Annotated in this window: 12 protein-coding genes; 9 read left to right on the forward strand and 3 right to left on the reverse strand. The window is 71.6% G+C overall.

Annotation, left to right across the window (positions count from 1 at the left end; genetic code table 11):
- Positions 1-215: 215 nt before the first annotated feature.
- The 8 genes from ACFYYT_RS19635 to ACFYYT_RS19670 all read left to right on the forward strand — a co-directional run bounded on the left by ACFYYT_RS19635 (position 216) and on the right by ACFYYT_RS19670 (position 6,900).
- Positions 216-869, forward strand: a complete 654-nt coding sequence (locus tag ACFYYT_RS19635; RefSeq protein ID WP_351818161.1) for an HAD family hydrolase — start codon at positions 216-218, stop codon at positions 867-869.
- A 43-nt stretch (positions 870-912) separates the two neighbouring features.
- A complete protein-coding gene (locus ACFYYT_RS19640; protein ID WP_351818158.1) occupies positions 913-2,139 on the forward strand; it encodes an MFS transporter in 1,227 nt (408 codons plus the stop codon).
- Complete coding sequence (locus tag ACFYYT_RS19645) at positions 2,111-3,259, forward strand: acetoin utilization protein AcuC (RefSeq protein WP_351818184.1); 1,149 nt, start codon at positions 2,111-2,113, stop codon at positions 3,257-3,259. The genes ACFYYT_RS19640 and ACFYYT_RS19645 overlap by 29 nt, the downstream gene beginning before the upstream one ends.
- Before the next feature lie 78 nt (positions 3,260-3,337).
- Positions 3,338-4,168 (forward strand): phosphatase, encoded by an 831-nt coding sequence (locus ACFYYT_RS19650; RefSeq protein ID WP_351818155.1) that lies wholly within the window; start codon positions 3,338-3,340, stop codon positions 4,166-4,168.
- 115 nt (positions 4,169-4,283) lie between these two features.
- Positions 4,284-4,493, forward strand: coding sequence for a helix-turn-helix domain-containing protein (locus ACFYYT_RS19655; protein WP_008738568.1), 210 nt, complete (start codon positions 4,284-4,286; stop codon positions 4,491-4,493).
- 120 nt (positions 4,494-4,613) lie between these two features.
- Complete coding sequence (locus ACFYYT_RS19660; protein WP_003948845.1) at positions 4,614-4,712, forward strand: 30S ribosomal protein bS22; 99 nt, start codon at positions 4,614-4,616, stop codon at positions 4,710-4,712.
- A 95-nt stretch (positions 4,713-4,807) separates the two neighbouring features.
- Positions 4,808-5,905: an NAD-dependent epimerase/dehydratase family protein gene (locus tag ACFYYT_RS19665; protein WP_351818152.1), complete on the forward strand. Its 1,098-nt coding sequence runs from the start codon at positions 4,808-4,810 to the stop codon at positions 5,903-5,905.
- Positions 5,905-6,900, forward strand: coding sequence for a lysophospholipid acyltransferase family protein (locus tag ACFYYT_RS19670; RefSeq protein ID WP_351818149.1), 996 nt, complete (start codon positions 5,905-5,907; stop codon positions 6,898-6,900). The genes ACFYYT_RS19665 and ACFYYT_RS19670 overlap by 1 nt, the downstream gene beginning before the upstream one ends.
- A 50-nt stretch (positions 6,901-6,950) precedes the next feature.
- Here ACFYYT_RS19670 and ACFYYT_RS19675 read toward each other — a convergent pair whose 3' ends face one another.
- From ACFYYT_RS19675 to ACFYYT_RS19685, 3 genes are all read right to left on the reverse strand, one after another.
- Positions 6,951-8,168 (reverse strand): DUF5667 domain-containing protein, encoded by a 1,218-nt coding sequence (locus ACFYYT_RS19675; RefSeq protein WP_351818146.1) that lies wholly within the window; start codon positions 8,166-8,168, stop codon positions 6,951-6,953.
- A gap of 257 nt (positions 8,169-8,425) precedes the next feature.
- On the reverse strand, positions 8,426-9,238 hold the full coding sequence (locus ACFYYT_RS19680; protein WP_351818143.1) for an ECF subfamily RNA polymerase sigma factor, BldN family: 813 nt from the start codon (positions 9,236-9,238) through the stop codon (positions 8,426-8,428).
- A 340-nt stretch (positions 9,239-9,578) separates the two neighbouring features.
- Positions 9,579-10,598: an HAD-IB family hydrolase gene (locus ACFYYT_RS19685; protein ID WP_351818140.1), complete on the reverse strand. Its 1,020-nt coding sequence runs from the start codon at positions 10,596-10,598 to the stop codon at positions 9,579-9,581.
- Between the two features lie 99 nt (positions 10,599-10,697).
- Between ACFYYT_RS19685 and ACFYYT_RS19690 the strand changes: the two genes are divergently transcribed.
- Positions 10,698-10,976 carry a glutaredoxin family protein gene (locus ACFYYT_RS19690; RefSeq protein ID WP_351818137.1) on the forward strand — a complete coding sequence of 93 codons (279 nt, stop codon included), beginning with the start codon at positions 10,698-10,700 and terminating at the stop codon, positions 10,974-10,976.
- Positions 10,977-11,093: the final 117 nt, after the last annotated feature.

An 11,093-nucleotide genomic window follows, 5' to 3' on the forward strand; every position in this document is an offset into this window, starting at 1 on the left:
GGGACCCTGTGGGAGAGTAGGACGCCGCCGAACAATCATTGTGGGAAAGCCCCGCACCAGGTAACTGGTGCGGGGCTTTTCTGCGTTTACGGGCCTTTTCGCGCGGCAGCCAGCCGACGCCCGGGCCGGGACCGGGACCGGGGCCGGGCAGGGTTCCACCGTTTACCCGTACGAACCTGCCGGGAACCCGCGCCGGTCGCTCGTACGCTGGGTGGATGGGCTATGAGCTGGTCATCTTCGACAACGACGGCGTCCTCGTGGACAGCGAGCCGCTCTCCAACACGATCCTCTCCGGGTATCTGACGGAGCTGGGGCATCCGACCTCCTATGAGGAGTCGCTGCGGGACTACATGGGGGCCGCGGTGCACCGGGTGCACGATCTGGTCTTCGAGAGGAGCGGGCAGCGGCTGCCCGAGGAGTTCGACCACACCCTCCAGGAACGGGTCTCCGCCGCCTTCGTCCGGGAGCTGAAGCCCGTCCCCGGGGTGACCGAGGTGCTGGCCGAGCTGTCCGCGCAGGGGGTGCCGTACTGCCTGGCCTCCTCCGGCACGCACGAGCGGATCCGGGTCGGACACCGCAGCGCGGGGCTGGGGGAGTGGTTCGAGGAGGAGTGGATCTTCAGCGCCGAGGACGTGGGGCGGGGCAAGCCGGCGCCGGACCTGTTCCTGCACGCGGCGGACATGATGGGCGTCGCGCCCGCGCGGTGCGTCGTCATCGAGGACAGCAAGCTCGGGGTGGAGGCGGCCCGGGCCGCGGGGATGGACGTCTTCGCGTACACCTCCATGTCCCCGGCCGACGCGCTCCCCGGGGCCAGCGCCTACTTCGGGGAGATGAAGGAGCTGTTCCCGCTGCTCGGATTGGGTGTGTGATCGCTCTACCCACCGGTAGCAGGGGGGCCTACGCTGTGCCGCCATGACAGTTGACGTGCGGCTGCGGCGCGGGCGTGGTGCCCTCGGGTTCAGCTTCTTCGCGCAGGGCGTCGCCTTCGCCCTGCTGGTGACCCGGATCCCCGCGATCCAGGACCAGTACGGGATATCCGACGGGCTGCTGCCCGCCTTCCTCGCCGCCGTGCCGGTCCTCGCCGGGGTTTCGAGCGTCGCCACCGAGCACCTCGTGAAGCGGATCGCGCCGAGCACGGTGTTGCGGTGGGCGCAGCCCGTCGTCCTGCTCGCCCTGCTCGGGGTCGGGGCGGGGACCCGGATGTGGCACGTCGCGGTGGCGCTCGGGGTGTTCGGGCTGGCGGTGGGGGCGCTCGACGCCTCGATGAACATGCTGGGGGTGAGCCTCCAGCGGGCGTACGGGCGGAGCATCATGCTCGGCTTCCACGCCGCGTACAGCCTCGGCGGGATCCTGGGGGCCTCGGCGGCCTGGGCGGGGGCGCACTGGCACCTGTCGCTGTTCACCGGTTACCTGCCCGCCGTGCTGGTGCTGTTGCCGTCGGCGCTGGTGGGGAGCCGGTTCTACGCGGACTCCGCTCCGGGCGGCGCCGGTGAGGCGGCCGGTGGCTGGCCGGCGAAGGGCGGGAAGCTGCTGCTGCCGCTGTGCGTGGTGATGGCGTGCGCGTACATCGGGGACTCGACGGTGGCGAACTGGAGTGCCAAGTACCTCCAGGACGTGCTGGGCAGTTCCGAGCAGCTGGCGACCGTCCCGTACAACGTGTACATGGTGACGACCCTGATCGGGCGGGCCGTGGGGGACCTCGGGGTGCGCCGGTTCGGTGCGGTGGCCGTGGTGCGGGCCGGGACGGTGGTGGCGGCCGGCGGGTTCGCGGTGGTGGCGTCCGCGCCGGGGGCGTGGACGGGGATGCTGGGCTTCACGCTGCTGGGGATCGGGCTGTGTGTGATCGTGCCGCAGACGTTCGCCGCCGCGGGGAGGCTGTTCCCCGGGGCCTCCGACACGGCGGTGGCGCGGCTGAACATCTTCAACTACGTCGGTTTCCTGATCGGTTCGCCGCTCGTCGGGGGCATCGGGGACGCCTGGAGCTACCGGGGCGCGATGCTCGTGCCGATGGTGCTCGTGCTGGTGACGCTCTTGCAGGCCCGCTCGTTCGGCGCGGACCGGGCCCGATACGGTGTCGGGCATGAGCGTCGAGCCGGTGACCGGGCTGTTGATGTGGGACGAAGCGGTAACGAGGTATGACTTCGGACCGAGCCATCCGATGGACCCGGTGCGCCTGGCGCTGACCATGGGTCTGGTGCGGGCCTTCGGGCTGGACCGGGCGATGGAGGTGCGGGCGGGCCGCGCGGCCGGCGATTCGACGCTGCGGCTGGTGCACCGGGAGGACTACGTGGCGGCCGTGCGCGAGGTGTCGGCCGACCCGGGGGCAGCCGACGGCTCGTACGGGCTCGGGACCGTCGACGATCCGGCCTTCCACGGGATGCACGAGGCCTCGGCGCTGATCGCGGGGCAGTCGGTGGCCGGGGCGGAGGCCGTGTGGCGCGGCGAGGCGGAGCACGCGGTGAACTTCGCGGGCGGGCTGCACCACGCGATGCCGGGCGGCGCGGCCGGGTTCTGCGTGTACAACGACGCGGCGCTGGCGGTCGCGCGGCTGCTGGAGCTGGGGGCCGAGCGGGTCGCGTACGTGGACGTGGACGTCCATCACGGGGACGGCGTGCAGGCGGCGTTCTGGGACGATCCGCGCGTCCTGACGGTCTCGCTGCACGAGCACCCGCGGACGCTGTTCCCGCAGACGGGCTGGCCGCAGGAGACGGGCGGGCCGGGGGCGGAGGGTTCGGCGGTGAACGTGGCGCTGCCGGCCGGGACGGGTGACGAGGGCTGGCTGCGGGCCTTCCACGCGACGGTGCCGGAGCTGCTGGCGGACTTCCGGCCGCAGGTGCTGGTCACCCAGCACGGGGCGGACACGCACTTCGAGGACCCTCTGGCGCACCTGGCGGTGTCGCTGGACGCGCAGCGGGCGGTGCAGGAGGCCTGTCACCGGCTGGCGCACGAGTACGCGGACGGGCGGTGGCTGGCGCTGGGCGGCGGCGGGTACGCGGTGGTGGACGTCGTGCCGCGCTCCTGGACGCATCTGGTGGGCATCGCGGCGCACCGGCCGGTGGATCCGGCGGCGGCGGTGCCCAGGGAGTGGCTCGACCTGGTGTACGCGCGGACGCGGCAGCCGGGGCCGGCGCGGATGACGGACGGGCGGGACGCGCGGTGGCGGGAGTGGGAGGCCGGGTACGATCCGGCGGACCGTACGGATCAGGCCGTTCTGGCGACCCGGCGGGCGGTGTTCCCGTTGCGGGGGATGCTGGTGTGACGATGCACCATTACGCCAACTGTGCGGCGGTTTCCCGGATGTGAGGCCGTGCCAGGTCCGGTGCGGCAGCATCGGAGGGTGTTGACCACCGGCGCGCTGCGTGCGCATCTGCTGGCCGCCCGGTTGGCCGGGCCCGTCGCCACGTCGAGGGAGTCGAGCCTGCGCAGTTACCGGCTGTTCGCGGCGCGGGATCCGCGGGTGCTGCTGGGGCTCGACCCGGAGCGGGGCTGGGGTGAGGGTGAACTGCTGGGGCTGATGGCGTCCAAGTGCGGGGTTTCGGCGGATCCGGCGCACGTCAGCGGGCCGGACGTGATCGACCCGGAGCGGACGGTGGCGGCCCTGGGGGCGTTCGCGGAGCGGCTGGGGGCGGCTGCCGGGGCGCGGTCGCCCGTGTTGTTCGGCACGGGGCATCCGCACCGCCTCCTGGAGTTCTACGCCTCTTTGGCCGGGGCGCTGTCGGCGGCGGGATGTGTTGTCCTCACTCCGGCGCAGGGGGTCGGTGTCGACATGGCGACCCGGTTCGGCGTACGGCCGCACCGCATCGATTACGTACGGGGAGTCGCACTGGTGCGGGAGGACGGCGCGCGGTCGGCCGCGAGTGCCCCCGGCGCACACTCCCATTCACCCCTGCCGGTTCGGATGGCGCTGGGGGCGCTGGCGGAGGCCGGCGGCCCGCTGCCGGAGCTGGTGGTGGGGGACCACGGGTGGGTCTGCGGTGCAGGTCAGCTGGGTGTGGACGCCATCGGGCTGGCGGATACGGACGATCCCGCGCTGTTCGTCGGCGAGGCCGAGGGGCGGGTCGCGGTGACGGTTCCGCTTGATGACGGGGTGCGCTCGGATTACTACAGACCGCTGATCCGGTACGTGTTGCACCGGGCCCGGCTGCCGGGGCGTCAGGAGTGGCCGTAGCTCCTCTTCCCCACTCGTATCACACGCCCCTACTCTGGGAGTGAGCGTGCGACGACGAGGAGTAACCGGAGGGGAAGCCGGTGCCCGTCACGCGCGGAAGGTCAAGGTGGGTGTCATGGCTGCTGGCGAGAGGCCTCTCAGCGAGGTTCAGTTCCTGACCGTGGCGGAGGTCGCCTCGGTGATGCGAGTGTCGAAGATGACCGTGTACCGCTTGGTGCACAACGGTCATCTGCCCGCGATCCGGGTGGGCCGGTCCTTCCGGGTCCCCGAAAACGCGGTCCACGAGTACCTCCGCGAGTCGTATGTGGGGGTGGAATCGGCCTGAGACTGACCCGGCGGGCCCTCGGATTACAAGCTCAGAGCTCGGGACGGTAGGCTAGGCCGACGTAGGTCGTGTGGGCCCCGACGCCCCGCACCGAATGAAGAGAAGTGAGCGAGGGTAGTCGTGGGCTCTGTTATCAAGAAGCGGCGCAAGCGGATGGCTAAGAAGAAGCACCGCAAGCTGCTCAAGCGCACCCGCGTCCAGCGCCGTAACAAGAAGTAAACGGCAGCTGTACGTGTTCTCCGCAGCCCCTCCACCATCCTGGTGGAGGGGCTGCGGTGCAGCCGGGGTACTTCTTCGAGGGAGGCGCTGAGCTCGTGGGGAAGGTCGTGCTCGTCACCGGGGCTGCCCGGCAGCTGGGAGGCCGCTTCGTGCGCCGCATCCAGCGCGACCCGGACGTGGAGCGGGTGATCGCGGTCGACGCGGTGAGCCCGCCGCACCGGCTCGGTTCGGCGGAGTTCGTCCGCGCGGACATCAGACAGTCCGGCATCGTGCGCGTGCTCGCGGAGCACGCCGTGGACACGGTGGTCCATTTGGCCGTCACGGGCGGCGCGGCGGGGGCTCCGGGCGGGCGCAGCACCGTCAAGGAAACGAACGTCATCGGGACGATGCAGCTCCTCGGGGCCTGCCAGAAGTCGCCGACGGTGCGCCGGGTCGTCGTGAAGTCGAGCACCAGTGTGTACGGGGGCACCTCGCGCGACCCCGCCGTCTTCACGGAGACGACCCAGCCGAAGTCGCTGCCCGCCGTCGGCTTCGCCAAGGACGCCGCGGAGGTCGAGGGCTACGTACGGGGCTTCGCGCGCAGGCGGCCGGACGTGGCGGTGTGTGTGCTGCGCTTCGCGAACATCCTGGGGCCGTACGCGGATTCGGCGCTGGCGGAGTACTTCTCGATGCCGGTGATGCCCACGGTGCTCGGGTACGACCCGCGGTTGCAGTTCGTGCACGAGGACGATGTGGTGGAGGTGCTCCGGCTGGCGGCCGGGGAGCCCCGGCGGGGGACGCTGAACAGCGGGACGTTCAACATCGCGGGGGACGGGGTGCTGCTGCTGTCGCAGTGCTCGCGCAGGCTGGGCCGGCCGACGGTGCCGCTGCTGCTGCCCGCGGTGACGTGGGTGGGCTCGGCGCTGCGCACGGTCGGGGTGACGGATTTCTCCCCGGAGCAGATCAGGCTGCTGACGCACGGGCGGGTCGTGGAGACCACGCAGATGCGGGACACCCTGGGGTTCCGGCCGATGTACACGACCGTGGAGACCTTCGCCGATTTCGCGCGGAGCCGCGGGAAGGGGCTGCTGCCGGCGGACCGGGTCGACCGGGCCGTGCGGCGGGTGGCCTCCGTGCTGGGGGTGGAGGACCCGGAGGTGAGCGGGCCGGTCGCCGGTGCGGGCGCCGGTGTGGACGAGGGAGCGAAGCGATAGTGGCGGACGCCAAGGTCATTCCGTTCGACGAGGACCGGCCGCGCCGGCGGGTCACGCCCCGGAAGGTGCGCGCGGTGCCGGCGCCCGCGGCGGCCGTGGACCCGGCGGGGCCCGCGGCCGGGCCGGTGCCCCCTTCGGAGCCGGGACTGCCGGGTGACGGCTGGGACCGGCGGATCGCGGGTGGGCTGGCGTTCCTGCGGCGGCGGATCACCGGGGAGTACGAGGTCGATGACTTCGGCTACGACAAGGAGCTGACGGACCAGGTCCTGATGTCCTTGCTGCGGCCGGTGTACGACAAGTACTTCCGGGTGGAGGTCAAGGGGATCGAGAACATCCCCAAGGAGGGCGGGGCGCTGATCGTGGCGAACCACTCGGGGACGCTCCCGCTGGACGGGCTGATGCTCCAGGTGGCCGTCCACGACCGGCACCCGGCGGAGCGGCACCTGCGACTGCTGGCGGCGGACCTGGTGTTCATGCTGCCGGTGGTCAACGAGATCGCCCGCAAGGCCGGGCACACCCTGGCCTGCGCGGAGGACGCGCAGCGGCTCCTGGAGGCGGGCGAGCTCGTCGGGGTGATGCCGGAGGGCTTCAAGGGGATAGGGAAGCCGTTCGGCGAGCGGTACAAGCTCCAGCGGTTCGGGCGGGGCGGCTTCGTCTCGACGGCGCTGCGGGCGGGAACTCCGATCGTGCCGTGCTCGATCGTGGGCGCGGAGGAGATCTACCCGATGATCGGGAACGCGAAGACCCTGGCGCGGTTGCTGGGGCTGCCGTACTTCCCGGTGACGCCGACGTTCCCGTGGCTGGGTCCGCTGGGGGCGGTGCCGTTGCCGACGAAGTGGACGATCCAGTTCGGGGAGCCGATCCCGACGGACGGGTACGCGCCGGAGGCGGCGGAGGATCCGATGCTGATGTTCAACCTCACGGACCAGGTCCGGGAGCAGATCCAGCACACCCTGTACAAGCTGCTGGTGCAGCGGCGGTCGGTCTTCTTCTAGGGCAGACGTCAGCGGGGGCCGCGCCGTGCGCGGCCCCCGCTGTGCGTCGGCTACTGGCCAGCGTCCTCCGCGTTGAGGCCCAGGCCCGGGAGGAGTCCCGGGAGGAGCGGCGGGAGGGTGATGTCCGGCTGCGGGAGGTCCGGGGTCGTCGCGGACGGCGGCGCGGACTGGCCCGGGGCCGGGGGGTGCAGCAGGTCGCCGGCTCCGCCGAGGAGGCCGCCGCCCGTACCGGGAGCCGTGGGGCGGCTGCCGGAGGGGCTGGGGGCGGCCGGCGGTGCGGCCTGGGAGGGCGCGCCCGGCTGCGCCGACGGCTGGTGCTTGCCCGTCGCCGGGGTGCTGGGCTTGGCGGGGGCGCCCGGGCCGCGGGTCTGCTCCGGGGGTTTGGGCAGCAGGCCCTGGAGCGGCGCCACGTCATCGTCTATGGCCTGGAACACCGACTCGACCTCGCCCCCGACGTCGGTGAGCTGCGCCGGGAGCTTCTCCCGGAGACGGCCCCACGCGTCGCGGTGGGAGCGGGAGAACGAGGACAGCGTCTGGATCGGGCCGAGCGATCCGTCCCGTTCGTACGCCGCCTGGAGCAGCCGGTGGCCCTCCGCGGCGTCGTGCTTCATGCCCGCGAGGGCGCGGCGGATCGCGCCCAGGGATTCGTGGTCCAGTACGCCCGTGCGGCCGCGCTCCATGAGCCTGCGCGCTTCCGACAGCCGGTTGGAGGCCTGGTCGAGGTAGAGCTCGCCCCGGTCCGCGTCCTCGTCGGCCATGCCCAGCTTCAGATCCTCCATGCCCCGCTTGATGGGGTAGAGGGAGTCACCTGGCAGGGCGTCGGTGCTGGCAGCGGCCACTCCGCTGAAGGCCCCTGCGGCCACACCCACGGTGAGGCCCCCCGCTGCGATGCCCTTGGACCAGCGGGAGCGGGGCCGCAATTTCCGGAGCGAGGTCGCCCGGTGGGCGCCGCGGCCGGTCCGCTGTTCGGGCACCAGAGGGTCGGCGGCGGCACCGCCTCCGGCCCTCTCCTCCTTCACCATGGTCTCCATGGCTGCGACGAGCTGGGCTCGTTGCACCACTTTGACCTCGGGGTCCAGCACCGGGCGCGGCATTCTTTCGCCGAGCACGCTCGCCAGGGCCAACAACCGGTCGTGGTCGGCAGGTTCGGCAGGTGCCTCGGACTGCTCGGCCGCCGGGTCCGGTTCCGAAAGGTCGGACAGGGTCCGATCCTCCAGGGCCTGGGCGAAGGCGTTCGCCCGCCGGTGCGGAGTAACGTTCGCGATCACTGGCGGCACCTCCTCTCGTCATGACGATCGACTCCCCTAGGTGTCCGGAAGGTTGCCTTCCTTGAGCACATCCACACTTTCGAGTGAGCGGCTTCGGGCAGGGCGTGTCCAAAGGGAGCCTGCATCCCGCACAACGAGCGGCGCGGCACTTGGGTTACGGACGAAGGATGATCGGACCACAGCGTCATCGAGGGGTCACCGGTCGTGGGTGTGGGGTCGTGTTGTCGGGTGGGGGCCGGGCTGCCCGGTGGAGCCGGTCAGCGGGCGTCGTCCGGCAGCAGGCGGGCCAGGGTGCGGACGGCCCGGTACTGGAGCGTTTTGATGGCCCCCTCGTTCTTCCCCATGACACGGGCGGTCTCGGCGACCGACAGGCCCTGGAGGAAGCGCAGGGTGACGCACTCCTGCTGCTGCGGGTTCAGTTTGCGCACGGCTTCGAGCAGGGCCGCGTTGGAGAGGGACTCCAGGACGGAGTCCTCGGGGCTGCGTTCCACCTCGTTGGCGTCGAGCATCTCGCCGGTGGTGACCTCCAGGCGGAAGCGGCTGGACTTGAAGTGGTCCGCCACCAGGTTCCGCGCGATGGTCACCAGCCAGGCGCCGAAGTCGCGGCCCTGCCAGGTGAAGGTGGAGATGCGGCGCAGCGCGCGCAGGAAGGTCTCACTGGTGAGGTCCTCCGCGGTCGCCTTGCCGCCGACGCGGTAGTAGATGTAGCGGTACACCGTGTCGCTGTACTGGTCGTAGAGGCGGCCGAAGGCCTCGGCCTCGCCCGCCTGGGCCCGTTCGACCAGGTCCATCATGCGGGCCTGGTCGCTGTCCGCGGTGGGGCGGCGGGCCGCGGGCGTGGTGGTGCCGGCGGTGGCGGCCGGGCTCGCGCCCGATCGACCGCGTCTGCCCACCGTCGCTCCGCCGTCGGTCAGGGCATAGCAAGGACCGGCCGGGCCGAGTCCGGCGGGGACCGCGGCGGCGAGGGCGGGGACGGCGTACGCGGTGGGGACGAAGCCGCGCAGGAGGTCGAGGACCGTTGCGCGCAGCGTAGCCAGGCCCGAGGCGTCAACCCCGACAGGTGGGTACACGGGACTCCCAGAGGCAGAGCTTCCATCACGTGCAGTGCGGGACCGTTCACCCGTCGTGGCGACAGATGGGCGGTGGCATGCGTTTGAGGAGAATAACGCTTCGTACAGGCAGCGCTACACCCAGTTGCTGAAATCACCGGTTCCGACACTTCTGTTGCGTGTCGAGGGCATATTCAGGTCGGGTTGGTGATCAGTTCTTGATCACATGGGTGCGCGGAATGGAAGCTTCCACGGTGGCTCGCGACCGAGTCGGGCAGGCCGGAATGCCGCGCCGACGGCGCGGGTAGGGGTGGGGGAATGTGCGCCGGGGAGCCCGTCGCGGGGCCGTGGCCCGGCGTTTCTACTTGCGGCGCCGGTGCAGGGCGATGGCGGCGGCCGCGCCGCCCGCCAGGGCGCCGACTCCGGCGGCGGCCGGGACGCCGACCTTCACGGCCTTGCGGCCGGTCCGATAGTCGCGCAGGCGCCAGTCGTTGGCCCGCGCATGCTTGCGCAGTTTCGTATCGGGATTGATCGCGTACGGATGCCCGACCAGGGACAGCATCGGGATGTCGTTGTGCGAATCGCTGTACGCGGCGCAGTGTTCGAGGTCGAGGTGCTCGGCGGCGGCCAGCGCGCGCACCGCTTCCGCCTTGGCGGGGCCGTGCAGGGGTTCGCCGACCAGGCGGCCGGTGTAGATCCCGTCCACGGACTCGGCGACGGTGCCCAGGGCGCCGGTGAGGCCGAGGCGGCGGGCGATGATCGTGGCCGTCTCGACGGGGGCGGCGGTGACCAGCCACACCTTCTGGCCGGCGTCGAGGTGGGCCTGGGCCAGGGCGCGGGTGCCCGGCCAGATGCGCTCGGCCATGTACTCGTCGTAGATCTCCTCGCCGATGGACATCAGCTCGGAGACCTTGTGGCCCTTGACGATGGACAGGGCGCTGTCGCGGGCGTCCTGCATGTGATCGGGGTCCTCGACGCCGGCGAGCCGGAACCAGGCCTGCTGCCAGGCGAAGCGGGCCAGTTCGCGGCGCCGGAAGAACTCGCGCTTGTAGAGGCCGCGGCCGAAGTGGAAGATCGCGGCGCCCTGCATGACGGTGTTGTCGAGGTCGAAGAAGGCGGCGGCGAGGTCGTCCCCGGGAACGGGGAACTCCGGCTCGGGGTGCTCCGGCTCGGGCTCCGCGGGCCGCTCGGCGCCGCCGGTGGCGGTCGCGAGGTCCAGGGACGCCGTCGCGAGCGCGGTCTCGTCCTGCGTCGGGGCGGTGTGAGGTGGGGCTCCGGCCCGCGCGCTCTTGCGGGCGGCCTCGGCCGAGGCCTCGCCTGCCAGCACGCTCCGCGCGGTGGCGGAGCGCCTACGGGGGGTGAGCCATCCCAGAGCGGCCATGACGCGAGCATAGCCATTGTGTTCGGGAGTTCCCGAACCGCCGGGAGACGGAGCGGTTAACTCTTCGGGCGCGCCCGCCCGGGGCGGGACAATGAGGGCATGAGTCCTTTGCTGCGCCGTAAGGAAAAGAAGAGTCCGGGAGAGCGGATGGTCACGCTCATCGGGAAGCCGGGGTGCCATCTGTGCGACGACGCGCAGGCGGTCATCGAGACGGTCTGCGCGCAGACGGGGGCACAGTGGGAGAAGAAGGACATCTCGCAGGACGAGGAGCTCTACCGGCTGCACTGGGAGCAGATTCCGGTGGTGCTCGTCGATGGTGAACAGCACACCTTCTGGAGGGTGAACCCCGACCGGTTGCGACGGGCATTGGGGGCCTGACCGATTCGCCCGTTACCATCGTGGGCGATTTGTGGGGACTCGGGGGCGTATCGATGAGGAGTGTGTACCGCTTTGCCCCCCTCGGGATTTGAACGGGTTCGGCCCGTTCCCGGCCCG

The sequence above is a fragment of the Streptomyces sp. NPDC002032 genome (assembly GCF_042890765.1).
Taxonomy (GTDB): domain Bacteria; phylum Actinomycetota; class Actinomycetes; order Streptomycetales; family Streptomycetaceae; genus Streptomyces.

Bases quoted from the DNA above. Each gene is read 5' to 3' on its own strand.
- ACFYYT_RS19640 (WP_351818158.1), top strand. From the start codon at position 913: ATGACAGTTGACGTGCGGCTGCGGCGCGGGCGTGGTGCCCTCGGGTTC.
- ACFYYT_RS19690 (WP_351818137.1), top strand. From the start codon at position 10,698: ATGAGTCCTTTGCTGCGCCGTAAGGAAAAGAAGAGTCCGGGAGAGCGG.
- ACFYYT_RS19685 (WP_351818140.1), bottom strand. From the start codon at position 10,598: ATGGCCGCTCTGGGATGGCTCACCCCCCGTAGGCGCTCCGCCACCGCG.
- ACFYYT_RS19655 (WP_008738568.1), top strand. From the start codon at position 4,284: ATGGCTGCTGGCGAGAGGCCTCTCAGCGAGGTTCAGTTCCTGACCGTG.
- ACFYYT_RS19635 (WP_351818161.1), top strand. From the start codon at position 216: ATGGGCTATGAGCTGGTCATCTTCGACAACGACGGCGTCCTCGTGGAC.
- ACFYYT_RS19645 (WP_351818184.1), top strand. From the start codon at position 2,111: ATGTGGGACGAAGCGGTAACGAGGTATGACTTCGGACCGAGCCATCCG.